Source organism: Mesorhizobium sp. LEGMi-168a (assembly GCF_058312955.1).
Genome location: NZ_JBZEGV010000011.1, coordinates 160,774 through 186,571, shown reverse-complemented (window position 1 = coordinate 186,571; position 25,798 = coordinate 160,774). Strand labels below are relative to the sequence as shown.

Genomic DNA, 25,798 nt, shown 5'->3' with positions numbered 1-25,798 from the left:
TGGTCACCCCGCAGCCGATGTAGCAGATCTTGTCGAAGGGGGCGTCGGGATTGACCTTGGCGACCGCGATCTCGGGCAGCACGGTGAAGTTGGAGAAGGTCGAGCAGCCCATATAGTGGAACAGCTTTTCGCCATTGACCGAAAAGCGCGAGGTGCCGTCCGGCATCAGGCCTTGCCCCTGCGTGGCGCGGATGGCGGTGCACAGATTGGTCTTGCGCGACAGGCACGACGGGCACTGCCGGCATTCGGGCGTGTAGAGCGGGATGACATGGTCGCCCTTCCTGACCGAGGTCACGCCCTTGCCGACATCGACGACGATGCCGGCGCCCTCATGGCCGAGGATGGCCGGAAAGATGCCTTCCGGATCGGCGCCCGACAGCGTGAACTCGTCGGTGTGGCAGATGCCGGTCGCCTTGACCTCGACCAGCACCTCGCCAGCGCGCGGTCCCTCAAGGTCCACCTCCATGATCTCCAGCGGCTTTCCGGCGCCAACGGCAACTGCGGCACGCGTTTTCATGAGGCATTCCTCCCAAGGCAGTCGAAAAATTTCGTGCTCGGGCGGGCTTGAGGCCCGCTCGCAACAAATGTCCGTTTCCTGGCCGTCGTGAGGTCGCAATAATCGAACGATCCACCTCATAAGTCTATTCTACCAAGGTACCCCGACCCTCGACCGCTTCGAGGCAGCCGCGTTGTGGACGTGGCGCTGGTCTTGAGGATCAGTTCGGTGCTTTTTTGCGCAGGTTTCGGGAAGCCGTGACCCGCTTGGTCGCCGACCTCCCTGGCGCGGGCAAATTGGACTAAAGCAGAAGCGACGAGCCAGCCTACAAGGTTTGATAAATCCAGCACTTCCGCTAAGTTCGCCGCGGGCACCTTGGCTTGGCGCCGGTCCGACACGATCGGGCTTCAGCGCAAGAACGGGCAGTGTTGTCGATGACGAGCGCGGTGCCGAGCACTCTTGCCGCCTTTTTGTGCTTTCTGTTCCTGACCGCCAACATTTCCGGTGCGGTGGGCCAGGAAGCGGCGGGCAAACAACCGACGGCAACGGCCGGGCCTGAAAAAAAGATCACCGAAATCAGGATAGGCTATCTGCGGGCCTACGCCCCGCGACTGACGCTTTCCCTGCTCGACCTGCCGCCGCGTGACGAAGGCGTCGCGGGTGCCAACGTCGCCATCGGCGACAACAACACGACCGGGAAGTTCATCAATCAGAAATTCAGCCTGGACGTTACCGAGATAAAGCCGGAATCCGACGCCGTTCAGGCATTCGGCGACCTGCTCGCCAAAGGCGATCGCTATGTGGTCGCCGACCTCTCGGCCAAGCAGTTGCTGTCGATCGCCGATATCGCACGCGACAAGGGCGTGCTGATCTTCAACATCGGTGCCACCGACGACAGCCTGCGCGAGGAGGACTGCCGCATAAACGTTTTCCATATCGCCCCGACGCGCAGCATGCTGGCCGACGCGCTGGCGCAGTATCTCATGGTGAAGAAATGGCCGAACTGGGTGCTTCTCTATGGTTCGCACGAGCAGGACCATCTCTATGCCGATGCGTTGCGCCGCGCGGCAACCCGTTTCGGCGGCCAGATCGTCGCCGAGAAGGAGTTCAAGGACACCGGCACAGCCAGGCGTACCGACACAGGCGCCACGCAGATCCAGCAGCAGATCTCCGTCTTCACGCAGGATCTGCCGGAGCACGATGTGGTGCTGGTCGCCGATGAGAGCGAAGTGTTCGGGACTTACGTCCCCTACCGCACCTGGACGCCGCGGCTTGTCGCAGGCACTGCCGGGCTTGTGCCATCGTCGTGGCATCCCGCCAGCGAGCAATGGGGCGGCATCCAGATGCAAAGCCGCTTCCTGAGGACGACGGGCCGGCGAATGCTGTCCAAAGACATGTCGGCCTGGACGGCCGTGCGGGCCGTCGGCGAAGCCACCACGCGCACCAATGGCGACGATCCGAAAAAAATCAGCGATTACATCCGTTCGGGCGATTTCTCGGTCGCCGCCTTCAAGGGACAGAAGCTGACCTTCCGCAAATGGAACCTCCAGCTGCGCCAGCCGATCCTGCTTGGCGATACCAAGTCGGTCGTCTCGACCTCGCCGCAAGAGGGCTATCTGCACCAGGTTTCCGAGCTCGACACGCTCGGCGTCGATCAGCCGGAGACGAAATGCGCCCTTAAGTAGAAAACAATCGGGAGGAATTTCGGTGCAAGGACGAGCTTGTGCACTCGCCATTCTCGCGGCCGGCTTCATGGCGGGTCCGGCGTCGGCCTATACGGCCTATGTCTCCAACGAGAAGGACAACACGATGACCGTCGTCGACACGGCGACCATGCAGGTGGTCAAAACCGTCGATGTCGGTCAGAGACCGCGCGGCATCACGATTACGCCCGACGGCAAGTTCGTCTATCTGTGCGCCAGCGACGACGACAAAGTCCAGATTATCGATACGTCGAGCCTTGAAGTCGTGGGCGAGCTGCCCTCGGGGCCCGATCCTGAATTGTTCGTGCTCTCGCCTGACGGCAAGAAGCTCTATATCGCCAACGAGGACGATAATCTGGTCACCGTCGTCGATGTCGAGAGCAAGGCGGTGCTTTCGGAGATCCCGGTCGGCGTCGAGCCGGAAGGCATGGGTGTCAGCCCCGACGGCAAGACCATGGTCAACACCTCGGAAACCACCAGCATGGCGCATTTCATCGACACCGAAAGCCATGAGGTGACCGACAACGTGCTGGTCGACACGCGCCCGCGCTTCGCCGAATTCAAGCCCGACGGCTCCCAGGTCTGGGTCAGCGCCGAGGTCGGCGGCACGGTAAGCGTCATCGACAATGCCAAGCGCCAGGTGGTGAAGAAAATCCAGTTCGCGATCAACGGATTGCGGGCTGAGACCATCCAGCCTGTCGGCATCGCCATAACCGCCGACGGCAAGAAGGCCTACATCGCGCTCGGCCCGGCAAATCATGTCGCGGTGATCAACACCGAAACCTATGAAGTGGAAAAATACATCCTTGTCGGCCAGCGCGTCTGGCATCTGGCCTTCACCCCCGACCAGAAGACGCTGATCACCACGAACGGCAACTCGAACGACATCACGTTCATCGACACGGCGACCGACGAGCCGGTCCAGTCGCTCACCGTGGGCCAGCAGCCGTGGGGTGTGGCCATATCGCCCAAATAGCGATTTTCCAAGCAGATCACGGAGGAGGTTCGTTTCATGGATATCAGTCGCTCGATTGCCTTCGCCGTTCTGGTCGGACTTGCGCTCGTCCCACTCGCGGCCCATGCCGACGACGATGCCCCAAAGGTGACGCGATCCAGCAAGAACCTTCCCGAATTGGTCCTGGGCTCGGACAAATCCAGCTACGACGTCAACCGGACGGATTTCGAGCTGGTCGCCGGCCAGGGCTATCGCTGGAAGATCAGCTCTCACGGCGGATTCGAATACAAATTCATGACCGACCTTTGGCGTAACGTCTGGGTCGACCAAATCGTGATAGACGATCTCGAAGTGCACATGGCCGGCGCACCGGCCTGGCTCGATTCGACGACGCGGGAACCATAGTGGTTCAGTTCCACACCGTGCGCCCCGGGGAATATACTTGGTCGGTTCCCGACCTTGCCGATAAGGGCCTCAAGGGAAAGATCACAATCAAATGAGAACAGGGCGATCGACGTGCAGCATGTAAGGGCAAGCGGATCGGGAGACGAGGTGGCGGCGCTCGACGTCGCCGGCGTCAGCCATTCCTATGGTCCGAAGCGGGCGCTCAACGACGTCTCTTTTTCAATCGCACCGGCGACTTTCACCGCCCTGCTCGGCCTGAATGGCGCCGGCAAGACAACTCTGTTCTCGTTGATCAGCCACCTTTACAACACGCGCCGGGGGTCGATCCGCATCTTCGGCCATGACGTCAGCCGTGCTTCCGGCGAGGCGCTCAGGCGTGTCGGCATCGTCTTCCAGGCGCGCACGCTCGACCTTGACCTCAGCGTCTACCAGAACCTCTCCTATCACGCCTCGCTGCACGGCATCGGACGCCACGAAGCCCGGCAGCGTATCACCACTCTGCTTGAGACGGTCGACATGCAGGGCCGTGAGCATGACAAGGCCCGTTCTCTCTCAGGCGGCCAGATGCGGCGCATCGAAATCGCCAGGGCGCTGCTCCACCACCCTTCCTTGCTGCTGCTCGACGAGGCGACGGTCGGTCTCGACATCCAGTCGCGCGCGGGCATTCTTGCCACCATCCGCAAGCTGGTCGAAACCGACGGCATCGGCGTTCTTTGGGCCACCCATTTGATCGACGAGGTCGATGACGGCGACCATGTCGTCGTGCTGCGGCAGGGCGACCTGGTCGCCAAGGGCATGGTGGCCGACGTCGTCAAGGCAAGTGGCGCCGGTTCGATCGGCGACGCCTTTTCGAGGCTCAGCCGCAGCCAAGCGGCCGGTATTGCGGAGATTTCGCCATGAGCGCTTCGGCAATGCCGGAAAAGGTCGCCGCCGTCTCGCCGGCGACGTCCGGCGCATTCGGCCCTCGTCACTATCTCATCTGCCTCAAAGGTGTCGTCGTACGGGAATGCCTGCGCTTCCTGCATCAACGCGAGCGCTTCATCTCCTCGCTGGTTCGACCGCTCGTCTGGCTGTTCATTTTTGCCGCCGGGTTCCGGCAGGTGCTCGGCGTCTCGATCATCCCGCCCTACAAGACCTACGTGCTCTACGAAGTCTACATCACGCCCGGTCTATGCGGCATGATCCTTCTGTTTTCGGGCATGCAGTCTTCACTGTCGATGGTTTACGACCGCGAGATGGGCAATATGCGCATCCTGCTTGTCAGCCCATTTCCGCGTTGGTTCCTGCTGCTGTCGAAGATGCTCGCCGGCGTTGCCGTATCAATCGCGCAAGTCTACGCGTTCCTGATCGTTGCCTGGTTCTGGGGCGTCAAGGCGCCGCCGCTCGGCTATTTGTTCGTGCTGCCAGCCCTGTTCCTGTCGGGCATGATGCTCTGTGCGCTCGGCATGCTTTTGTCCTCGATGATCAAGCAGCTCGAAAACTTCGCCGGCATCATGAACTTCGTCATCTTTCCCGGCTATTTCGCTTCTCCGGCGCTCTATCCTTTGTGGCGCATCCAGGAAGCGAGCCCGCTTCTTTACAAGCTCTGTCTCGCCAACCCCTTCACCTATGCCGTCGAACTGATCCGCTTCGCCTTCTACGGGCAGGTCGACTGGGTGTCGCTGGGTGTCGTCGCCGGCTGCACGTTGCTGTTTCTGGGAGGCGCCATCATCGCTTACGACCCTTCGCGCGGCCTGATAACCCGCAAACAGGGCACGGGAGGAAACGGTTGATGGAACGGATGAGCCTTGTTCGCAGCCTGGTAGCGGCTGCCATGCTCGTACCGCACGCCAGCGCCATGGCCGCGAATACCGATCCGGACTGGCCCTGCGTGCAGCGCAAGGTGCCGCAACTCTCACTCGGCCAGGTCTGGAACGGACCGGAGCTTCCGCCAGCGGCGAAGGACTGGTCGGACGACCCTTCCGTCTCCGCCTTGGTCGACGAGGTGGCGGCTCGCAGGCTGCCAATTGCAGACGCACAGAAGAAGATCAGGGATTTTGCGACCTCCCTGTCGGCCGAGCAGCTTGCGCCGAAAATGGCGATGCTCGTGCAGGGCATGTTCGACCACATGGACGCCGAGCGTTCGCATGTGATTTCCGGCATTTCCCGTTACGCCCACAGGCAGCTCGAAATGGCCGCCGAATTGCGCAAGGAAGCCTCCGATGTCGATGCGCTGCGTGCAAAACCCGACGCGGATCAGGACGAGATCGAGCGGCGGACCGACCAGCTGAATTTCGCGACGCGAATCTTCAACGAGCGTGCGCAATCGCTGACTTATGTCTGCGATGTGCCGACGATAATCGAGCAGCGGCTGTATCAGCTATCCAAGACTGTCTCGGAAACGCTTGCCGCGAAGAAATAGGACCTGCTTAGAAGACGCGCTCGTCAGCTTCCCCGGCCGGGCAGCACACGCCAGCGCTGCACGAAATAGCCAGGGTGTGTCTCCAGCCAATGGGCGACCAGCGGCTGCGCCTGCATGAAGGCCACCCCCGGATTCATGGCCAGGCCGTCCGCCATTTCCTGGCGTTGCTCGCAGGTCTGCGGCACCGCCGTCATGCAGACCATCATCACGATCGTATAAAGCATTGCCCCTTCCCCTTCGAATTCCCGAACCCCAAGCCCGGGACGCATAGCGATTGCCTGCAGGGTTGGCTGCCCATCCGTCTTGCTGCGAGTGTGAAGCGCGTGCCCCTGCCCTTCCGCACCGCAACATAACATGCGAGCTTGCCGGCCACCATCGGCGGTGACCAGTTGTCCACGCCCTTCTCGGACCTTTTCGCACGATCTCGACGGCCGATATGTCAGGCATTTCACTTCGGCCGCTTTCCGGGCGCTTTCGCTTGTTGCGTCGGCGTTGCTTCATTCGCTTCGGCGTATGGATACAGTTTGCCGAACAGGGGCAGGTACGTTGCGCCCTTGCGCATCAGGAAATCGTCGAAGGTCGCCATGGCCGGCGAGATCACGTGATCGGTGCGCATCACCGAAAACCATTGCCGGCGGATCGGCATGCCGACGACGTCGAGAATGACGAGGCGGCCGGCTTCCGTTTCGGCTGCGATGGTGTGGGCCGAGATGAAAGCGATGCCGAGATCTGCCATCACCGCCTGCTTGATCGTCTCGTTCGAGCCCATCTCGACGCCGAGATCGTCGATCCGGCCGGGCACGTCGCTCAGGAATATCTCCAGCGAGATGCGCGTGCCCGAGCCTGGCTCGCGAATAAGGAAATGCTCCTCGGCTATCCTTTCCTTGGAAATGTCACGTGCCGACGCCAGCGGATGTTCCGGCGGTGCGATGATGACCAGCGGATGATCGCCGAAGACCGAAGCGCGCACCGAAACTTCCTTCGGCGGACGGCCCATCAGCGCAATGTCGATGTCGTGGTTCTTCAGCCTGTCGATCGTTTCGGCGCGATTGCCGATGGCAAGCCGCATATCGATATCGGGATGCTCCTTCATGAAGCCGGCCATGAGCCGCGGCGCGAAATATTTGGCGGTGGAAACGACGCCAAGTCTCAGACTGCCGGTGCGCACGCCCTTGATGGCGTCCATCTCGTCTTCGAGCATGCGCAGCCGCTCCTCGATAGCCTGCGCCGCCTCGACGAAGGCCAGCCCTGCGGTAGTAGGACGCATGCCGTCCGATGTCCGGTCGAACAAGGCCAGTTGGAACTCCTCCTCCACTTGTCGCAACTGGATCGTCACCGCTGGAGGAGAAAGGCCTAACACCTTGGCCGCGCTGACGATTTTCCCGTGACTGACGATTGCCTGAACGGTCTTGAACTGCTTGAGCGTGAGGTTTCTCATACCGCATACTAAATTATTTTTACTACCTAGGTAAAGTTATTGAATTTTACTTAGCTCTGATCGTTTGGTTTCCTCTCTCCATCCGGCCCCCAGAAGATACGCCGGACCGGGAGGTTACGATGCCAGCGGCAACGCTCGACGCTTTTCTGAACTCCTATCTCGGCGACCCACCGGACGAACGCCGCTCCGCGGTCGTGGCCACCATCCGTCAGCTCACGCAGGCTGCCGCCAAGGTGCGCAATGCCATCAACCAAGGGGCGCTCGGCGCCGCTTTTGCCGGGACCCGCGGCGCCAATGCCGACGGCGATGTCCAGACGGATCTCGACGTCTTCGCCGACGGCGTCTTCCTCGACGCCATGCGTCACGCTCCGGTTGCGCTCTATGCTTCCGAGGAACTGGAGCAGCCGACCCTGCTCGATAGGCAAGCCCCCCTCGCCATCGCCATCGACCCGCTGGATGGCTCCTCCAACATCGACACCAACGTGTCGGTCGGGACGATTTTCTCCCTCCTCCCTGCAACTGGCGCGCCGGACGCCAATCCGGCCGCCTCTTTTTTGCAGGCGGGCGTGCGCATGCTGGGCGCCGGATTCTTTATTTACGGGCCGCAGCTGGCGCTCGTGCTGTCGCTCGGCAGCGGCACGCATGTCTTCGTGCATTCGTTGAGGTTGGGCACCTTCCTCCAGGCCTACGAAAGCCGGATCATCCCGCAAAGGACCCAGGAGTTCGCCATCAACGCCGCTAACTACCGCCACTGGGACGAGGCCGTGCGCCTCTATGTCGACGACTGTCTGGAAGGCACCGAAGGCCCACGGGAGAAGGACTTCAACATGCGCTGGATCGCCTCGCTTGTCGCCGACTGCTACCGCATATTGATGCGCGGCGGCGTGTTTCTGTATCCCGGCGACCGACGCAAAGGCTACGGCCAAGGCCGCCTCCGGCTTGTCTATGAGGCCAATCCGATTGCCTATCTGGTCGAGCAGGCGGCCGGCGCGGCGACCGATACGATTGCCCGCATCCTCGAAATCGAACCCGAGAGCCTGCATCAGCGCGTCCCCGTGGTCTTCGGATCCGCGCGCGAAGTCGCGCGGATCGCCCGCTACCACACCGAACCCAGCGCGATCGGCGAGCGTGCGCCGCTGTTCAGCCACCGCGGACTTTTCAGGGCTTGAGCTGCACCATGTCGGCAAAGCATCCCATCATCACCATCACCGGGTCGTCGGGCGCGGGCACAACTTCGGTCAAGCGCATCTTCGAGCTGATCTTCCGGCGCGAGAACATCGAGGCTGCCTTCATCGAGGGAGACGCCTTTCATCGCTACGACCGCATGGCGATGAAGGCAGAGGTCGCCGCGCAGGAAAAGGCAGGCAACCCTAACTTCACCCACTTCCATGCCGAGGCAAACGAGCTCGGGATCCTCGAGGAGGTTTTCGAGGAATATGGCCGCCGGGGAACCGGAAGGACCCGCACCTATGTCCATGACGAGGACGAGGAGAAGCTCTACGGCACGCCGCCGGGAAATTTCACCGAATGGCGCGAATTCGCCCCGAGCGACCTGCTCTTCTACGAAGGCCTACATGGCTGCGTCGTCACCGACAAGATCAACCTGGCCAGGCACGCGGACCTCAAGATCGGCGTGGTGCCGGTCATAAATCTCGAATGGATCCAGAAGATCCATCGCGACCGCGCCACGCGCGGCTATTCCACCGAGGCGGTGATGGACGTGATCCTGCGCCGCATGCCGGACTATGTCCGCTACATCGTTCCGCAATTCTCGCAGACCGCGATCAACTTCCAGCGCGTGCCGATCGTCGACACGTCCAACCCGTTCATCGCGCGCTGGATACCGACCCCCGACGAATCGATGCTGGTCATCCGCTTCGCCAATCCTCGCGGCATCGATTTCCCTTACCTGCTTTCAATGATCCACGACTCATTCATGTCGCGGCCGAATTCCATAGTGGTGCCGGGCAACAAGCTCGACCTTGCCATGCAGCTGATCCTGACGCCGCTCATCCTGCAATTGATCGAACGCAAGAAACGTGTGTCGTGAGGAGGACGCCATGACCAGCCTGGCAGCATTGAAGTCCGTCGCCACCGCCGTCTCCGAGCGCGACATGGCGAACGCTATCCGCGCGCTGGCCATGGACAGCGTGCAGAGGGCCAACTCCGGCCATCCGGGCATGCCGATGGGCATGGCCGATGTCGCGACGGTACTGTTCAGCCGCTTCGTCAACATCGACCCGACAGCGCCGGACTGGCCTGATCGCGACCGCTTCGTGCTTTCAGCCGGCCACGGCTCGATGCTGCAATATGCGCTGCATTGCCTGCTCGGTTACGAAGACATGCCGATCGAGCAATTGCAGCGATTCCGCCAACTGGGCAGCCGTACCGCCGGGCATCCGGAGCATGGCCACGCGCTTGGCATCGAGACGACGACCGGTCCGCTCGGACAAGGCATTTCGACCGCCGTCGGCATGGCGCTCGCGGAACGCATGCTTGCTGCCCGCCACGGCGCCGATCTCGTCGACCATTACACCTACGTGATCGCCGGCGACGGCTGCCTGCAGGAAGGCATCAGCCACGAGGCGATCGATCTCGCGGGCCATCTGAAGCTCTCCCGCCTGATCGTCCTTTGGGACGACAACGCGATCTCCATCGACGGACCGACCTCGCTGTCGACATCGATGGATCAGCCGGCCCGGTTCAAAGCCGCCGGATGGTTTGTCCAGTCGGTGGACGGCCACGACATGGAGACCGTCGCCGCGGCGATCGAGACCGCGCGGCAGTCGGATCGGCCATCTCTGATCGCCTGCCGCACGGTGATCGGCAAAGGCGCGCCCAATCTGGGCGGTTCGGAAAAGACGCATGGCGCGCCGCTGGGCGATGCCGAGATTGCCGCGACGCGCGAAAACATCGGCTGGGCCTACGCACCGTTCGAGGTGCCGGACGATATCCTTTCCGCATGGCGCGAGATTGCCGAGCGCGGGCAAGCGGCGCGGCGCGCCTGGGAGCAGCGGCTTGCCGCCTCGCCGCGGCGGGAGGCCTTCGAGCGCGCGATCGGCGGCAAATTGCCCGATGCGGTGTTCGAGGCCCTTGGCGCTTTCCGCGCGGAGCATGTCGAGAAGGCGACCAAGGTTGCAACGCGCAAGGCCTCCGAAATGGCGCTTGCCGCGATCAACGGCGCGACCGAGCTGACGGTCGGCGGCTCCGCCGATCTCACGCATTCGAATCTGACGATCACCAAGGGCATGGATCGCATAGTGCCGGGTGGTTATGCAGGCCGCTACATTCACTACGGCATTCGCGAGCACGGCATGGCTGCCGCCATGAACGGCATCGCGCTGCATGGCGGGTTCGTGCCCTACGGCGGCACCTTTCTGTGCTTCGCCGACTATGCTCGCGGCGCGATGCGGCTCTCGGCGCTCATGGGCCAGCGCGTCATCTACGTGATGACGCATGACTCCATCGGTCTCGGCGAGGACGGCCCGACCCATCAGCCGATCGAGCACCTGGCGATGCTGCGGGCGACACCGAACCTCAACGTCTTGCGTCCAGCCGACATCATCGAAACGGCGGAGTGCTGGGAGCTGGCGCTGAGGAGCGAGAAACGGCCGAGCGTGCTTGTGCTCTCGCGCCAGAACCTGCCGATGCTGCGCCAGGCACACGGCCAGGAGAACCGGTCCAGCCGGGGCGCTTACATCTTGCGCGAACCATCTGCGCACCGCGCCGTGACACTGATCGCGACCGGCTCGGAGGTCGAGATCGCCGTTGCCGCCGCCGAACGGTTGGAGACCGAACACGGCACCGCCGCCGCGGTCGTCTCGATGCCGTGCTGGGAACTGTTCGAGGAGCAGGACGCCGACTACCGGAAGTCCGTCCTCGGTTCGGCGCCGCGCATCGCTGTGGAGGCGGCCGCGCGTCTCGGCTGGGATCGCTGGATCGGCGACACGGGCGCTTTTGTCGGCATGACCGGCTTCGGTGCCAGTGCTCCCGCCCCGGACCTCTACCGGCATTTCGACATCACGCCCGAAGCCGTCGCCGCAGCGGCGCTGAAGCTCATCATCTAGGAGGACCGACAATGGCCCGCATCACCCTTCGCCAGCTTCTCGACCATGCCGCCGAGCACGGTTACGGCGTGCCGGCATTCAACATCAACAACATGGAACAGGGCCTCGCCATCATGGAGGCAGCCAGGGCCTGCGACGCACCGGTGATCATCCAGGCCTCGCGCGGCGCCCGCTCCTATGCCAACGACATCATGCTGGCCAGGATGATGGAGGCGTTGGCCGAGATCCATCCAGGCATTCCGCTGTGCATCCATCAGGATCACGGCAACAACGAAGCCACCTGCCTTTCGGCGATCCGCCACGGCTTCACCTCGGTGATGATGGACGGGTCGTTGATGGCGGACGCCAAGACCCCGGCGAGCTACGACTACAACGTCGCCATCACCGAACGCGTCGCGCGCATGGCGCATTGGGTCGGCGCTTCCGTCGAAGGCGAGCTCGGCGTGCTCGGCTCGCTGGAAACCGGCCAGGGCGAGGCCGAGGACGGTCACGGCGCGGAGGGCGCGCTATCGCACGACCAGCTCTTGACCGATCCCGATCAGGCGGTCGACTTCGTGACCGCCACCCGCGTCGATGCGCTGGCGATCGCCTGCGGCACCTCTCACGGCGCCTACAAGTTCACGCGCAAGCCGGATGGCGACATCCTGGCCATGCAGGTGATCGAGGCGATCCACGCGAAGCTGCCGAACACGCATCTGGTCATGCACGGTTCGTCCTCCGTGCCGCAGGAACTGCAGGACATCATCAACAAGTATGGCGGCGAGATGCCCCAGACCTTCGGCGTTCCGGTCGAGGAGATCGAGCGCGGCATCCGCCACGGCGTGCGCAAGGTCAATATCGACACCGATTGCCGCATGGCCATGGCCGGGCAGTTCCGCCGCGTCGCGACGCAGGATCCGCGCGAATTCGATCCGCGCAAATTCCTGAAGCCCGCCATGGACGCCTTGCGCGACCTTTGCCGCGATCGTTTCGAACGCTTCGGCACCGCCGGCAACGCCTCGAAGATCAAGGTCATCGCCATGGACGAGATGGCGAAACGCTATGCCGCGGGAAAACTCGACCCGCAAATCGCAACCGCGAAAGCCGCCTGAGCGGCGGTCCGCCAAACAAGGAAAGGACCGGCAGCATGTCCAACAAATCCGAAACCGTGACCGGCAAGGACCGCTACAGATCCGGCGTCATGGAATACAAGAAGATGGGCTATTGGGAGCCCGACTACGAGCCGAAGGACACCGACATAATCTCGGTGTTCAGGATCACGCCGCAGGACGGTGTCGACCCGATTGAGGCCGCGGCAGCCGTCGCCGGCGAATCCTCGACCGCAACTTGGACGGTGGTCTGGACCGACCGCCTGACGGCAACCGAAAAATACCGCGCCAAGGCCTACCGGGTCGACCCGGTGCCGAACGCGCCCGGACAATATTTCGCCTACATCGCCTATGACCTCGACCTGTTCGAGCCGGGTTCGATCGCCAATCTTTCGGCGTCGATCATCGGCAACGTCTTCGGCTTCAAGCCGTTGAAAGCGTTGCGGCTGGAAGACATGCGTTTTCCGGTCGCCTATGTGAAGACCTTCCAGGGACCGGCGACCGGCATCGTCGTCGAGCGCGAGCGCCTCGACAAATTCGGCCGCCCGCTGCTCGGCGCCACCGTCAAGCCGAAGCTCGGCCTTTCGGGCCGCAATTACGGCCGTGTCGTCTATGAGGCGCTGAAAGGCGGGCTCGATTTCACCAAGGATGACGAGAACATCAACTCGCAGCCCTTCATGCATTGGCGCGAGCGTTTTCTCTACTGCATGGAGGCGGTCAACAAGGCGCAGGCCGAAACGGGCGAGATCAAGGGCACCTATCTCAACGTCACCGCGGCCACGATGGAGGACATATACGAACGGGCCGACTTCGCCAAGGAGCTCGGCTCCAACATCGTCATGATCGATCTCGTGATCGGCTACACCGCAATCCAGTCGATGGCGAAATGGGCGCGCAGGAACGACATGATCCTGCACCTCCACCGCGCCGGCCATTCGACCTACACACGGCAGAAGTCGCACGGCGTCTCCTTCCGCGTCATAGCCAAATGGATGCGACTTGCCGGCGTCGACCACATCCATGCCGGCACCGTGGTCGGCAAGCTGGAGGGCGACCCGGCGACGACAAAGGGTTACTACGACATCTGCCGCGAGGACCATAACCCGATGAAGCTGGAGAACGGCATCTTCTTCGACCAGCACTGGGCATCGCTCAACAAGCTGATGCCGGTGGCATCGGGCGGCATCCATGCCGGCCAGATGCATCAGCTCATCGACCTGCTCGGCGAAGATGTGGTGCTGCAATTCGGTGGCGGCACGATTGGCCATCCGATGGGCATCGCTGCCGGCGCCACGGCCAATCGCGTTGCCCTCGAATGCATGATCCTCGCCCGCAACGAAGGCCGCGACTATGTGCGGGAAGGACCGCAGATCCTGGAGAACGCAGCCAGGAGCTGCCTGCCGCTGCGACAGGCGCTCGATGTCTGGAAGGACGTGACATTCAACTACGCCTCGACCGACACGCCGGACTTCGTCCCGGTGGCAACGGCCGCCGAATAAGGAGATAGACGATGCGCATCACCCAAGGGGCCTTTTCCTTCCTGCCCGACCTGACCGACGACCAGATCCGCGCGCAGGTGCAGTATTGCATCGACAACAAATGGGCTGTCAGCCTCGAGTTCACCGACGACCCTCATCCGCGCAACGTTTATTGGGAGATGTGGGGCCACCCGATGTTCGACAGTCCCGACGCCGCGGCGCTGTTGATGGAGTTGAACGCATGCCGCAAGCTCTATGGCGACCGCTATATCCGCGTCGTCGCCTTCGATTCCACGCACGGCTGGGAATCGGTCAAGCTCTCCTTCATCGTCAACCGCCCGGTCGAGGAACCCGGCTATCGGCTCGAGCGGCAGGAAGCCGCGGGCCGCATGATCCGCTACACCACTAAGCCTTACGCCGCCGACAAGCCGGCTGGAACCAGGTACGGCTGATCGCCGGGACAGGAGAAAAATGCCATGTCGGCGCCAGCCTTTGCCGAAACGGAAGCGCCTCAAGGTGCCGTCCCGGCGGCGATCGATCTGCGTGAGGAATTCGAAACTTCCGGCGTCAAGGACGTCCTGGCCGAGCTCGACCGGGATCTGATCGGGCTCGCCCCGGTCAAAAGACGCATCCGCGAGACGGCGGCGCTCCTGCTGGTCGAGCGGGCCCGCCGCCGCATGGGCCTCGCGCACGACACGCCGACGCTGCATATGAGCTTCACCGGCAATCCGGGCACCGGCAAGACGACCGTCGCGCTGCGCATGGCCGACCTGCTGCATCGGCTGGGCTATATCCGCAAGGGCCATCTGGTTTCGGTGACCCGCGACGATCTCGTCGGCCAATATATCGGCCACACCGCCCCGAAGACCAAGGAGATCCTGAAGAAGGCGATGGGCGGCGTGCTGTTCATCGACGAGGCCTACTATCTCTATCGCCCCGAGAACGAACGCGACTACGGCCAGGAGGCGATCGAGATCCTGCTGCAAGTGATGGAGAACCAGCGCGACGACCTGGTGGTGATCCTTGCCGGCTATGCGCAGCGGATGGACCGCTTCTTCGAAAGCAATCCGGGATTCCGCTCGCGCATCGCCCACCACATCGACTTTCCCGATTATTCAAACGACGAGCTTCTCAGGATCGCGGAACAAATGCTCGATCAGCAAAATTACCTGTTCGACACCAAGGCAACCGCCGCGATGGCCGACTACATCGCACGCCGCCGCGCGCAGCCGCATTTCGCCAATGCCCGCTCGATCCGCAACGCGCTCGACCGGGCACGGCTGCGGCAGGCCAATCGCCTGTTCGAGAGCGCCAAGGGGCCGCTCGACGCGAAGGCGCTGTCGACGATCTCGGCCGAGGACATCACCGCCAGCCGTGTGTTCGCGCTAAGCCCCGGGGAAGGAGAAAGCAAATGACCGCAAAGACCATCATCGCCCCTTCCGTTCTGTCGTGCGATTTCTCGCGGCTCGGCGACGAGGTCGAAGCGGTCGCGCGAGCAGGCGCCGACTGGATCCATCTCGACGTGATGGACGGGCATTTCGTGCCCAACATCACCTTCGGCCCGCCGGTGATCAAGACAATCCGCGATCGAACGGACAAGGTCTTCGACTGTCATCTGATGATCGCGCCGGCCGATCCCTATCTCGCTGCTTTCGCCGATGCCGGCTGCGACATCATTACGGTGCATGCCGAGGCCGGGCCGCATCTCGACCGTTCGCTGCAGGCGATCAGGAGCCTCGGCAAGAAGGCCGGCGTGTCGCTCAATCCGTCGACCCCGGAAAGCGTCATCGAATATGTTCTCGACCGGCTCGATCTGGTGCTTTTGATGACGGTCAATCCGGGTTTCGGCGGCCAGGCCTTCATTTCGGCGGTCATCGACAAGGTCAGGCGCGTCAAGGCGCTTGTCGGCCAACGTCCGATCGACATCGAGATAGACGGTGGCGTCACGCCCGAGACAGCTCCCCTGGTTACCGCGGCAGGCGCCAATGTGCTCGTCGCTGGATCTGCCGTCTTCAAGGGTGGTACAGAGGCTGCCTATCGCGCCAATATCGGCGCGATCAGACAGGCCGCCGACGGAGCGATCCGGCGAGCCGCGTGAACTGCTTGATCGGAGGATGACATGGCGGCGATCCCACCTGTCTGCGATTTCGGCTGGAAAGCCGTCGATGCCTTCTTGCCCGGCGTCGACGGCAAATCGCATTCGATCTTCGGCCAAGCCGGTCGCAACGGGCTGGTCGTCGCTTTCATCTGCAATCACTGCCCCTATGTGAAGGCGGTGATTTCACGCATCGTGCGTGATGCCGACGACCTCAAGGCGGAAGGGATAGGCTTCGTCGCGATCAACTCCAATGATGCCAACGCCTATCCGGACGATTCCTTCGACAACATGAAGCTCTTCGCCAGGGCGCACGCCTTCAGCTTCCCGTATCTCCACGACGAGTCGCAGGCAGTGGCGCGCGCCTATGGAGCCGTGTGCACGCCGGATTTCTTCGGCCTCAACAGCGAGCTGACGCTGCAATATCGTGGCCGGCTGGACGCATCGCGGCGGGACGCCGGAACGCCGGGCCTGAGGCGCGATCTGTTCGAGGCGATGAAACAGGTTGCCCGAACTGGTGACGGACCGCTTGACCAGATCGCTTCGATCGGCTGCTCGATCAAATGGAAGGATGCCGCATGAACGTCGGCGCAAGCAGACAGTTTCGGTCACCGAGGGCGATCCTGTTCGATCTCGACGGCACGCTGGTCGATTCGGCGCCCGACATAGCGGCCGCCGTGAACGAGCTGCTGGCCGGCCGCGATCTGCCGCCGCTCAGCGTGAATCAGGTCAAGGCAATGATCGGCGGCGGCGTCAGTAAGTTGGTCGAGCGGGCCTTCGCAGCCTCGGGGTCACCGCTTTCCAGCAGCGCGCTCGACGAAGCCAACGGCGACATGGCGCCGATCTACCGCAGACATCTGACCGGCCTGACGAGGCTGATGCCTGACGTCAGGGAGGTGCTCACGCACTTCCACCTGAACGGAACAGCCATGGGCGTTGTCACCAACAAGCCGCAATTGGCGACCCGCGAAATCCTGCTGCATTTCCACTTGACGGAATATCTCGGCGCGATCGTCGGCGGAGACGCGGTGACACACCTGAAACCGGCGCCTGACGCTCTGCTTTTGGCGCTCGACCAGCTTGGGGTCGAACCCACCGACACGCTGATGGTGGGAGACAGCAGCAGCGACGTCGGCGCCGCGCGCGCCGCCGGCGTGCCCGTCATTCTGATGCGCGGCGGCTACACCCAGGTCCCCGTCGAAGAGCTTGGCGCAGACCTTGTCTGCGACAGCCTGCTCGATCTGCCTTCCGCGATGCAGAGGCTGGGTGCCGCCGCCTGACGGGCAGCGGCAATTACGCAAATCGAACGTCCGGCGAAGCAGTTACTTCGAGAATTGCCGTTATTTCGAGAATTGCTTGAGATAGGCAATGACGTTGGCCACGTCCTTGTCGTCCTTAAGGCCAGCAAACGCCATCTTTGTGCCTTTCACCATGGCCTTTGGATCATGGAGATAGGTCGTCAGCGTTGCTTCGTCCCATTTGACGCCGGACTTTCCGGCCGCAACCATGGCTTGGGAATAACTGAATCCGGGATGCGTGCCGGCCGTGCGGCCGATGACGCCGTTCAATGACGGGCCGACTTTGTTCTGGTCCTTGTCCGCGACGTGGCAGACCTTGCATTTGGTGAAGACCTTCTCACCCGCCGCGGCATCCTGCGCATGAGATTGGTTCGTGATGAAAGTCACCAAGGATACGGCGGCGAAAAATGCGATAGCGCGCATGGCATTCCCTCGTTGATCGTCAACATGCCCCGGTTGATTTGCATGCCATTGCTTTGATGAAGTCAACCATACGAAAGTCCAGAGCACTCCGGCCGCCTTGTCCTTTCGCCTTTGTTGACGGCCTCAGGGCGAACGCGTAGCCTCAGGTCATTCTGGATTCCCATGGGCACCTCGGGAACCCGGCAGGCCGATTGTCCAGGCTGAGATTTACCCAGGTAGTGGGGCGGCAGGATTTTCGCCAGAGCAGGCGTTTTTGCACGCAAGAGGTGCCGGATGAATATGGTCGACCTCATATTGACGGTTTGCCTGAGCGCCAATCCTGGCGATTGCCGAGACGAGCATCTCTATTTCGAGAGCCGTGGCTCTCTGTTCCAATGCATGATGCTGGCGCCCAGCGAAATCGCGAAATGGTCGCAGGAACACCCGACCTTGAAGGTCAGGCGCTGGAAATGCGCTTTCCCGACGAAGGACCAAGCGATCTGACCGAAGCCCCTGGTGTGTTGCAGTCCCGGGAGGGAACTTCATGATTTCGCGGCGGGAAACGCTCCGTTTGGCGGCCCTTGGAACGGCCGCGATTCTTGGCTCACACCCCATTGCCGCCTCCGCCGCATCCAAGGTTCGTATTGGCGTGCTGAAGTTCGGCACGGTGAGCTGGGAGCTTGATACGCTGAAGCAACACAAGTTCGACGCGGCGAACGGGATCGAGCTGGACGTTGTCTATTTCGCCGGTGAGGATGCGACCAATGTCGCGATGCTGGCCGGCGCGATCGATATCATCGTGACCGATTGGCTGTGGGTCTCGCGCCAGCGCTCGGACGGGGGCGATGTCACATTGGCCCCCTATTCGACGGCCGTCGGGGCGATCATGGTGAAGCAGACTTCGCCGATCCGCACGATCACCGACCTCAAGGGAAAGAAGATCGGCGTCGCCGGCGGGGCTCTCGATAAGAGCTGGCTGCTGATCCAGGCGCTGGCCAGACGCGATCACGGCCTCGACCTGCCAGCGATCAGCGATGTCGTCTTTGGCGCGCCGCCGCTGATTTCGGAAAAGGCAATCCAGGGCGAACTCGATGCGGTGCTCAATTTCTGGCACTTTTGCGCCCGGCTCGAGGCTAGCGGCTTTCGTCGGCTGATTGGCGCCGACGATGCGCAGAAGGCGCTTGGAGCTTCGGGCCCGGTATCCGCGCTCGGTTATGTGTTCCACGACAAATGGGCGAGCGAAAATCCGGATGCCATCCGCGGCTTTCTCAAGGCTTCCGCGCAGGCCAAGGATCTGCTGGCCAAGTCCGACGATGAGTGGCTGCGCCTTGCGCCGATTGTCCGTGCGCAAGGCGGGGAACTGGTAAAGCTGCGCGACCGCTATCGCGAGGGCATCCCCAAGCGGCCAATCGCCGAGGAAGCGGCCGATGCGGGCAAGCTCTACCGCGTGCTGGCCGGGATCGGCGGCGAAAAGCTGGTCGGCGGCGCGCCGGAAATGGCCCCGGGCACGTTCTGGCAGAGGTCCCTGGAATGACTGCACGGGATACTGACGATCGCGCGCCTGGCGCCACGGCCGATACGTCCAGCCGACTCGGTCATGCAGCGGCGCTGATGCCGGCGATGACAGTAACAATTTCTCTGCTCGGACTTTGCCTGCTGTGGAGCCTGGCGGCGAATGCCTGGCGGAGCCGAGCCTTTCCGGGGCCGGGAGAGGTCTGGCAGGTGTTGCTCCGAGAGGCGGCGAGCGGCGATCTTTTCTACCATCTCGGCGCCACGCTGGGCCGGGTTGCCGCGGCATACGTCGTCGCGATGATTGTCGGCTCGGTGATCGGCATTCTCCTCGGCAGCTATCGCGGCGCGGATCGGTTTTTCAGTCCGTGGGTAGTCCTGTTCCTCAACATCCCCGCGCTGGTGATCATCGTGCTGGCCTACATCTGGTTCGGCCTCACCGAGGTGGCGGCGATAGGCGCGGTTGCCGTCAACAAGATCCCGAACGTCGTGGTGACCATGCGCGAGGGCGCCAGGGCGCTCGATCCCAGTTACGCCGAAATGGCAGTCGTCTACCGCTTCAGTCCCCTCGATCGCGTTCGCCATATCCTGCTGCCGCAACTGCAGCCCTATCTGGCCGCAGCCTCGCGATCGGGCATCGCGCTCATCTGGAAGATCGTCCTGGTGGTCGAACTGCTCGGCCGCTCCAACGGCGTCGGCTTCCAGATCCATCTCTATTTCCAGCTCTTCGACGTCGCCGCCATTCTTGCCTACACGCTGGCATTCGTGGCGGTGATGCTTGTCATCGAACTTCTTCTGGTGCAGCCCGTTGAACGACACGCGACCCGTTGGCGCCGCCGCCCCGCTTAGGGTCGACATCGCCGAGAAGACTTTCAGGTCCGCGCAAGGCGTCTCGGTCACGGCGCTCAAGAACCTTTCATTCGAGGTCCGGCAAGGCGAATTCGCTTGCTTGCTCGGACCATCGGGCTGCGGCAAGACCACGACGCTGCGTATTCTGCTTGGTCTCGACAGGCAGTTCTCCGGTTCTTTCCAGCTGCCTGAAGGCGGCTCGAACCGCATAGCCGCCGTGTTTCAGGAACCGACCTTGCTGCCGTGGCGCACGGTGGAGCAGAATGTCAGGCTGGCACTGCCAAAAGGCCTGCGAACGAAAAATCTCGACGGGCTGTTTGACACTCTCGGCCTCGCCGGCATGCGCTCGCTCTATCCGGCCGAACTTTCGCTCGGCCTCGCGCGTCGGGCAGCGCTTGCGAGAGCCTTCGCGACCGAGCCGGCGATGCTTTTCCTGGACGAGCCCTTCGTGTCGCTCGATGAAAGTACCGCCGAACGGCTTCGGCACATGCTTCTGACCGTCTGGTCGGCGCGACCTACGACCGCCCTGATGGTGACGCACAATCTGACCGAGGCCCTGATGCTGTCGGATCGCATCATCGTGCTCTCGCCGCGGCCAGCCCATGTGCTCGGCGTGTTCGAAGTTGGGCTGCAGCGGGAAAATCGTGATCGACAGGCGATCGGCGACCTTTTGCGGTCGTTCTTCGAAAAATTTCCGGGCGTGGCGTGAACCCTTAAATGGATTCGCCACCCAACCGGCAAGGATACTCTAGAAGCAGCGAACGTCGGCTTCCGCTTGCGCGCGCTTCAACTCCGTTCGCGCGGCTTTCGCCGGCGCGCTTTCGCGAAACAGGCCCGCATTTTCGCCTGTCGTCAGAGACATGCTCTTGAAGGTCTCGGCCCTCTCGTAATGGTCGTACGGGAGGATCGAGGCGATGACATCGATCGAACAGGAACAACTCTCCAACGCCTGACGCGTCTGGCCATTGGTCTGCATGCAGCCGAGCACATAATCTACGACCGTCGCCGTCGGGTAGTCTCCCGCAACGCCGGCTGAATTTGCAAGGACCGGTGCCGGTGCAAGGAGGAGCGGCAGGATCGAAAATCCAACATATCTGATCATGAGAATCCTCCGGTTGCCGGGGGCGCGGTGCATCGAGACTGCATAATCCGCGCCAGTTGGCGACATGCCGAAAGCCCGGTCAAGCTCTCATCGCCGCCATATAGGACCAAAGGAGGAATGCCCGGCCCATCGTCGACAGCGTTTCGGAGCTGCTTCGTGACTCGCCTTGCATCCGTCTTCCTAGGTTCTTTCCGCACCTCACTCACGACCGATAAAAAATAATGGCCATCACCAACACCGTCGCCAAAATATGTCTAAATAAAATACAACCGCTATCACATGGATAATACATTTAAGCGCGATTCATTCCTTTTTATTATCCATTTACCACCATTCTGCAGCTTGGCATCGTCAAAAGTTTCCACTCTTCCTCTATATATTGCGATGCAACAAAAAAATATTGCACCGCAAAATTTCCAAAGGGTTTTTCCTTGCCTGACATTTTGCAATGACATAGCCTTACCTTGTTTCCGGCTTCAAGGACGCCGCTGTAATTCGGGAGCGGCGGCAGTCTTTCGTAGGCCAACTGGGCGGGTGCAGGGCTAGGCTAGGTAGGTAGAGGTCAGGAATTTGCCTCTTCTGAACTGGTTTAGGTCGTGACACGCTGCCGGAAATACTTCCCACGATGAATCGCGTGTGCAAGCTCTTACGAGCTTGAAGATCGATTTCTTGTTATCAACCTGGGAGGATTTTAATGCGCGCACTTACGCAAGCTACCTACATCGCAACGACCTCTGCGCTACTGTCGTTTGGCGCGCTCTATACAGCGTCAGCCAACGAAGAACTCGCGAAAATGGCCAAAAGTCCCAAGGACTGGGTGATGCAGACGGGTGATTACGCCAACACCCGTTATTCGACGCTCAAGCAGATCACCAAGGAGAACGTCAAGAACCTGCAGGTCAAGTGGACCTTCTCGACCGGCGTGCTGCGCGGCCATGAAGGCGGACCGCTGATCATCGGCGACGTGATGTATGTTCACGCGCCGTTCCCGAACACCGTCTACGCCCTCGATCTCAACAAGGACGGAAAGATCCTCTGGAAGTACGAGCCCAAGCAGGACACGAACGTCATTCCCATTATGTGCTGCGACACGGTCAATCGCGGCGTCGCCTATGCGCCTGCCGATGGCGGCCGCCCGGCGATGATCATTCTCAACCAGGCCGACACTACCGTCGTGGCGCTCGACGCCAAGACCGGTAAGCCTGTCTGGTCGGTCAAGAACGGCGAAAACACCGATGGCGGAAAAGGTGAATCCGGCACGTCGGCGCCCGTGGTCGTCAAGGACAAGGTTCTCGTCGGTGTCTCCGGCGCGGAATTCGGTGTCCGCGGCTGGCTGGCCGCCTACAATCTGAAGGACGGCAAGCTCGCCTGGAAGGCTTATTCGGAAGGTCCGGATGCAGACACCCTGCTCGACCCCGAGAAGACCACCCAGCTTGGCAAGCCGGTCGGAAAGGACTCCGGCACGAACACCTGGGAAGGCGAGCAGTGGAAGACCGGAGGCGGCACGACATGGGGATGGTATTCCTATGATCCCAAGCTCAATCTCGTCTACTACGGCACCGGCAATCCCTCGACATGGAACCCGGTTCAGCGCCCCGGAGACAATCGCTGGTCGATGACCATCTTCGCCCGCGATGCCGATACCGGCATGGCCAAATGGGTCTACCAGATGACCCCACATGACGAATGGGACTACGACGGCATCAACGAGATGATCCTGGTCGACGGCATGGAGGTCAAAGGCAAAAAGCATGATGTGCTGGTGCATTTCGACCGCAACGGCTTCGCCTACACCATGGATCGCGGCACCGGCGAACTTCTCGTTGCCAAGAAGTACGATCCGGCGGTGAACTGGGCGACTGAGGTCAACACGGACCCCAAGAGCAAGGAATACGGTCGTCCGCAGGTCGTGGCGAAATACTCGACCCAGCAGAACGGCGAAGACACCAACTCGACGGGTATCTGCCCGGCAGCGCTTGGAACCAAGGACCAGCAGCCGGCCGCCTACTCGCCGAAGACCGGGCTGTTCTATGTGCCGACCAACCATGTGTGCATGGACTATGAGCCATATAAGGTGAGCTACACGGCCGGCCAGCCTTATGTGGGCGCCACGGTGTCGATGTATCCCGCGCCTGGCGGTGACGGCAACATGGGCAACTTCATCGCCTGGGATGCTGCCAAGGGCGAGATCGTCTGGTCGAAGCCCGAGCAGTTCTCGGTGTGGTCGGGCGCGCTGGCGACCGCCGGCGACGTCATCTTCTACGGAACGCTCGAAGGCTACATCAAGGCAGTCGATGAGAAGGGCAAGGAACTCTACAAGTTCAAGACCCCGTCCGGCATCATCGGCAACGTCACGCCGTTCGAGCATGACGGCAAGCAGTACATCGCCGTTCTGTCCGGCGTCGGCGGATGGGCCGGCATCGGCCTCGCCGGTGGATTGCTGTCACCCGACAACGCCGCTGCCTGGCATGGCGCCGTCGATCAGGGCCGCGCTCAAGGCGATCAGGCCGCGGTCGTCGGAACCGCCGGTCTCGGAGCAGTCGGTGGCTACGCAGCACTTGCCGACTACACGACGCTGGGCGGCCAGCTGACCGTCTTCGGCCTTCCGGACTGATATCCGGGAGAGGCCTTAGATCGAAGGCCTGAAAATACGAGAGCCCGGATCACCCGGAGGTTACAGCCGGGCTCTCGATGTGGCGCCCACCCACTTCGATCGATGCCGTTCGCGACGGCAAACCCCTTGTCCTTGGCAAATTAAGGAAGCGTCTGAATGTCTTTTCGCATCGCAGTTACCGTTCTCGCCCTGACCCTTCTGCCTTTGGCCGGCTCAACTTTGGCACAGGCCGAGGACAGCGCCGAAAAAGCCAAGGTGGTGAAGGACGAGGGCGGCAAGTATTTGGACGCGGATGGAAATCCAACCTACAAGATCGAAAACGGAACCGTGGATTGGTACACGTTCAGCGGTTATCGCCGCTATCACTCGGACTGCCATGTCTGCCACGGACAGGACGGGACGGGTTCGAGCTACGCGCCGGCCCTGGCGAACAGCCTGAAAAACATCGACTATCCCACTTTCCTCTCGATCGTCGCCCAGGGCCGCAAAAATACCGGCAACGGCAAGGAAAACGTCATGCCTGCCTTCGGCGACAACAAGAACGTCTATTGCTACATGGACGATCTCTACGTCTATCTGCGCGCCCGCGCCGATGGCGCGGCACCCCGCGGCAGGCCGCCCAAGCACGAAGACAAGGCTCAGGCGGCCAAGGATGCCGAAAAAACCTGCATGGGGGGATGAAGTGACCGCTCGCGTTGCATCGAAGCCGCGCATTGTCTTGCTGATCCTCGGCGCGCTCTCCATGTCGCCGTCGAACGCCCAGGCGCAAGGCGCAGGCCTCGGGGCAGCGGGCGAACTGGTCGACCCGGATACGCTGCGTGTCTGCGCCGATCCTTCGAACATGCCGTTCACCGACCAGAACGGCCAAGGTTTCGAAAACAAGCTGGCCGAGCTGGTTGCCAGAAAGACGGGAAGGAAGTCGGTCGCCTACACATGGTTTCCGACCGTCATAGGCTTCGTGCGCAACACGCTTGCCGCCAACCGATGCGACGTCATCATGGGCTATGCCCAGGGCGATGAGCTGGTGCAGAACACCAACGCATACTATCGCTCCTCCTATGTGCTTGTGCATCCGAAGGGCGACGACCTCGAGGGTGTCGAGACGATCGAGGATCCGAAACTCACCGGCAAAAGGATTGGCGTGGTCGAACGCACGCCGCCGACCGCCAACATGGCCGCCAACAAACTCTTGCGAACGGCGAAAATCTACCCGCTGGCTGTCGATACCCGCGTCACCCCGTCGATGGGAGAGGTCGTGATCAAGGACATGCTTGCCGGCAAGATCGACGCAGCGATCCTGTGGGGACCGATGGCAGGCTACTACGTCAAGCAACTCGACGCGAATGTCGCGATCGTCCCATTGGTCAAGGAAAAGACCGGCTCGCGCATGTCCTACCGCATCACCATGGGAGTACGTCCATCCGACCAGGAATGGAAGCGTACGCTCAACAAGGTGATCCGGGAGAATCAGGCAGAGATCAACAAGCTCCTGCTCGACTACAACGTGCCGCTGATCGACGAACATGACAACGCGATCACGGCCGCGCCGGGATGAGCTTGATGGGTGCGAAACTGGACAGGCGATGGAGGCAGGAACCGATCTTCGAGACCGATAGTTTTCTTAAGTTGTTTGAGAACCAAGTGTTTCATTTGTCCATTTGTGAGGTGATGGACGAGCCATTGCAGTGCCCGCAATGGCGCCAACGACACGACCAGCCCCTTCGGGCTGGCAAAAGAGGAGAATGCCATGAAGAAGAAGAGCTGGAAGAAACCGACCATGTGCCAGGTTGCTGCGGGCTTCGAAATTTCGCGGTATCTGCCTGCTGAAATTCCTCCCAGGAAGTAGGCCGCAAGGGTGCATGTTCCTGGCAACAGGGGCATGCACCCGCTTGCCGCGT

General features: G+C 61.8%; 28 protein-coding genes. 23 read left to right on the top strand and 5 right to left on the bottom strand.

Annotated features, from left to right (window positions below; all coding sequences use genetic code 11):
* The coding region (locus AC4FWB_RS17065) for an alcohol dehydrogenase catalytic domain-containing protein (RefSeq protein WP_491027409.1) at positions 1-517 on the bottom strand (517 nt) is incomplete at its 3' end.
* A 413-nt stretch (positions 518-930) separates the two neighbouring features.
* Here AC4FWB_RS17065 and AC4FWB_RS17060 point away from each other — a divergent pair.
* The 6 genes from AC4FWB_RS17060 to AC4FWB_RS17035 all read left to right on the top strand — a co-directional run bounded on the left by AC4FWB_RS17060 (position 931) and on the right by AC4FWB_RS17035 (position 5,960).
* The gene (locus AC4FWB_RS17060) at positions 931-2,181 is read left to right on the top strand and encodes an ABC transporter substrate-binding protein (RefSeq protein WP_491027407.1); all 1,251 of its coding nucleotides are present in this window, start codon (positions 931-933) and stop codon (positions 2,179-2,181) included.
* A 16-nt stretch (positions 2,182-2,197) separates the two neighbouring features.
* The gene (locus AC4FWB_RS17055; RefSeq protein ID WP_491027422.1) at positions 2,198-3,175 is read left to right on the top strand and encodes a YVTN family beta-propeller repeat protein; all 978 of its coding nucleotides are present in this window, start codon (positions 2,198-2,200) and stop codon (positions 3,173-3,175) included.
* Between the two features lie 36 nt (positions 3,176-3,211).
* Positions 3,212-3,559 carry a hypothetical protein gene (locus tag AC4FWB_RS17050; RefSeq protein WP_491027406.1) on the top strand — a complete coding sequence of 116 codons (348 nt, stop codon included), beginning with the start codon at positions 3,212-3,214 and terminating at the stop codon, positions 3,557-3,559.
* Positions 3,560-3,670: 111 nt separating this feature from the next.
* Positions 3,671-4,459, top strand: a complete 789-nt coding sequence (locus AC4FWB_RS17045; protein WP_491027405.1) for an ATP-binding cassette domain-containing protein — start codon at positions 3,671-3,673, stop codon at positions 4,457-4,459.
* On the top strand, positions 4,456-5,331 hold the full coding sequence (locus AC4FWB_RS17040; RefSeq protein WP_491027404.1) for an ABC transporter permease: 876 nt from the start codon (positions 4,456-4,458) through the stop codon (positions 5,329-5,331). The genes AC4FWB_RS17045 and AC4FWB_RS17040 overlap by 4 nt, the downstream gene beginning before the upstream one ends.
* A complete protein-coding gene (locus AC4FWB_RS17035) occupies positions 5,331-5,960 on the top strand; it encodes a hypothetical protein (protein ID WP_491027403.1) in 630 nt (209 codons plus the stop codon). Before AC4FWB_RS17040 ends, AC4FWB_RS17035 begins: the two co-directional genes overlap by 1 nt.
* Before the next feature lie 23 nt (positions 5,961-5,983).
* On the opposite strand, the gene AC4FWB_RS17030 is transcribed toward AC4FWB_RS17035, so the two are convergent.
* Together AC4FWB_RS17030 and AC4FWB_RS17025 are read right to left on the bottom strand one after the other, a co-directional pair.
* Positions 5,984-6,184, bottom strand: coding sequence for a hypothetical protein (locus tag AC4FWB_RS17030; protein ID WP_491027401.1), 201 nt, complete (start codon positions 6,182-6,184; stop codon positions 5,984-5,986).
* A 224-nt stretch (positions 6,185-6,408) separates the two neighbouring features.
* Positions 6,409-7,398 carry a LysR family transcriptional regulator gene (locus AC4FWB_RS17025; RefSeq protein ID WP_491027400.1) on the bottom strand — a complete coding sequence of 330 codons (990 nt, stop codon included), beginning with the start codon at positions 7,396-7,398 and terminating at the stop codon, positions 6,409-6,411.
* 119 nt (positions 7,399-7,517) lie between these two features.
* Between AC4FWB_RS17025 and AC4FWB_RS17020 the strand changes: the two genes are divergently transcribed.
* Genes AC4FWB_RS17020 through gph form a run of 10 tightly spaced genes read left to right on the top strand, consistent with a single transcriptional unit; the run spans position 7,518 to position 17,406 of the window.
* A complete protein-coding gene (locus AC4FWB_RS17020) occupies positions 7,518-8,567 on the top strand; it encodes a class 1 fructose-bisphosphatase (RefSeq protein ID WP_491027399.1) in 1,050 nt (349 codons plus the stop codon).
* A gap of 8 nt (positions 8,568-8,575) precedes the next feature.
* Positions 8,576-9,448, top strand: coding sequence for a phosphoribulokinase (locus AC4FWB_RS17015; RefSeq protein WP_491027398.1), 873 nt, complete (start codon positions 8,576-8,578; stop codon positions 9,446-9,448).
* Positions 9,449-9,458: 10 nt separating this feature from the next.
* Positions 9,459-11,465: a transketolase gene (gene tkt / locus AC4FWB_RS17010; RefSeq protein ID WP_491027397.1), complete on the top strand. Its 2,007-nt coding sequence runs from the start codon at positions 9,459-9,461 to the stop codon at positions 11,463-11,465.
* Positions 11,466-11,476: 11 nt separating this feature from the next.
* Positions 11,477-12,556: a class II fructose-bisphosphate aldolase gene (gene fba / locus AC4FWB_RS17005; RefSeq protein WP_491027396.1), complete on the top strand. Its 1,080-nt coding sequence runs from the start codon at positions 11,477-11,479 to the stop codon at positions 12,554-12,556.
* A gap of 35 nt (positions 12,557-12,591) precedes the next feature.
* The gene (locus AC4FWB_RS17000) at positions 12,592-14,052 is read left to right on the top strand and encodes a form I ribulose bisphosphate carboxylase large subunit (RefSeq protein ID WP_491027395.1); all 1,461 of its coding nucleotides are present in this window, start codon (positions 12,592-12,594) and stop codon (positions 14,050-14,052) included.
* Between the two features lie 11 nt (positions 14,053-14,063).
* Positions 14,064-14,483 carry a ribulose bisphosphate carboxylase small subunit gene (locus tag AC4FWB_RS16995; RefSeq protein ID WP_491027393.1) on the top strand — a complete coding sequence of 140 codons (420 nt, stop codon included), beginning with the start codon at positions 14,064-14,066 and terminating at the stop codon, positions 14,481-14,483.
* Between the two features lie 24 nt (positions 14,484-14,507).
* Positions 14,508-15,446 (top strand): CbbX protein, encoded by a 939-nt coding sequence (gene cbbX, locus AC4FWB_RS16990; protein ID WP_491027392.1) that lies wholly within the window; start codon positions 14,508-14,510, stop codon positions 15,444-15,446.
* Positions 15,443-16,129, top strand: a complete 687-nt coding sequence (gene rpe, locus AC4FWB_RS16985) for a ribulose-phosphate 3-epimerase (RefSeq protein ID WP_491027391.1) — start codon at positions 15,443-15,445, stop codon at positions 16,127-16,129. The genes cbbX and rpe overlap by 4 nt, the downstream gene beginning before the upstream one ends.
* A 21-nt stretch (positions 16,130-16,150) precedes the next feature.
* Complete coding sequence (locus AC4FWB_RS16980; RefSeq protein WP_491027390.1) at positions 16,151-16,708, top strand: thioredoxin family protein; 558 nt, start codon at positions 16,151-16,153, stop codon at positions 16,706-16,708.
* Positions 16,705-17,406 carry a phosphoglycolate phosphatase gene (gene gph / locus AC4FWB_RS16975; RefSeq protein ID WP_491027389.1) on the top strand — a complete coding sequence of 234 codons (702 nt, stop codon included), beginning with the start codon at positions 16,705-16,707 and terminating at the stop codon, positions 17,404-17,406. The genes AC4FWB_RS16980 and gph overlap by 4 nt, the downstream gene beginning before the upstream one ends.
* A gap of 60 nt (positions 17,407-17,466) precedes the next feature.
* On the opposite strand, the gene AC4FWB_RS16970 is transcribed toward gph, so the two are convergent.
* Positions 17,467-17,847, bottom strand: a complete 381-nt coding sequence (locus AC4FWB_RS16970) for a c-type cytochrome (RefSeq protein WP_059185958.1) — start codon at positions 17,845-17,847, stop codon at positions 17,467-17,469.
* Positions 17,848-18,370: 523 nt separating this feature from the next.
* Here AC4FWB_RS16970 and AC4FWB_RS16965 point away from each other — a divergent pair.
* The 3 genes from AC4FWB_RS16965 to AC4FWB_RS16955 are packed head-to-tail and all read left to right on the top strand — an operon-like array spanning position 18,371 to position 20,893.
* Positions 18,371-19,360, top strand: a complete 990-nt coding sequence (locus AC4FWB_RS16965; protein WP_491027388.1) for an ABC transporter substrate-binding protein — start codon at positions 18,371-18,373, stop codon at positions 19,358-19,360.
* Positions 19,357-20,184: an ABC transporter permease gene (locus tag AC4FWB_RS16960; RefSeq protein ID WP_491027387.1), complete on the top strand. Its 828-nt coding sequence runs from the start codon at positions 19,357-19,359 to the stop codon at positions 20,182-20,184. The genes AC4FWB_RS16965 and AC4FWB_RS16960 overlap by 4 nt, the downstream gene beginning before the upstream one ends.
* Complete coding sequence (locus tag AC4FWB_RS16955) at positions 20,144-20,893, top strand: ABC transporter ATP-binding protein (protein WP_491027385.1); 750 nt, start codon at positions 20,144-20,146, stop codon at positions 20,891-20,893. Before AC4FWB_RS16960 ends, AC4FWB_RS16955 begins: the two co-directional genes overlap by 41 nt.
* Positions 20,894-20,932: 39 nt before the next feature.
* Here AC4FWB_RS16955 and AC4FWB_RS16950 read toward each other — a convergent pair whose 3' ends face one another.
* The gene (locus AC4FWB_RS16950) at positions 20,933-21,286 is read right to left on the bottom strand and encodes a hypothetical protein (protein ID WP_491027384.1); all 354 of its coding nucleotides are present in this window, start codon (positions 21,284-21,286) and stop codon (positions 20,933-20,935) included.
* 694 nt (positions 21,287-21,980) lie between these two features.
* Here AC4FWB_RS16950 and AC4FWB_RS16945 point away from each other — a divergent pair.
* From AC4FWB_RS16945 to AC4FWB_RS16930, 4 genes are all read left to right on the top strand, one after another.
* Complete coding sequence (locus AC4FWB_RS16945) at positions 21,981-23,900, top strand: methanol/ethanol family PQQ-dependent dehydrogenase (RefSeq protein ID WP_491027382.1); 1,920 nt, start codon at positions 21,981-21,983, stop codon at positions 23,898-23,900.
* 156 nt (positions 23,901-24,056) lie between these two features.
* Entirely contained in the window at positions 24,057-24,581 is a 525-nt protein-coding gene (locus tag AC4FWB_RS16940) for a c-type cytochrome, methanol metabolism-related (RefSeq protein WP_491027381.1), read from the top strand.
* 61 nt (positions 24,582-24,642) lie between these two features.
* Complete coding sequence (locus AC4FWB_RS16935; protein ID WP_491027421.1) at positions 24,643-25,455, top strand: substrate-binding domain-containing protein; 813 nt, start codon at positions 24,643-24,645, stop codon at positions 25,453-25,455.
* A 192-nt stretch (positions 25,456-25,647) separates the two neighbouring features.
* On the top strand, positions 25,648-25,746 hold the full coding sequence (locus AC4FWB_RS16930; protein ID WP_108723373.1) for a hypothetical protein: 99 nt from the start codon (positions 25,648-25,650) through the stop codon (positions 25,744-25,746).
* Positions 25,747-25,798 lie beyond the last annotated feature (52 nt).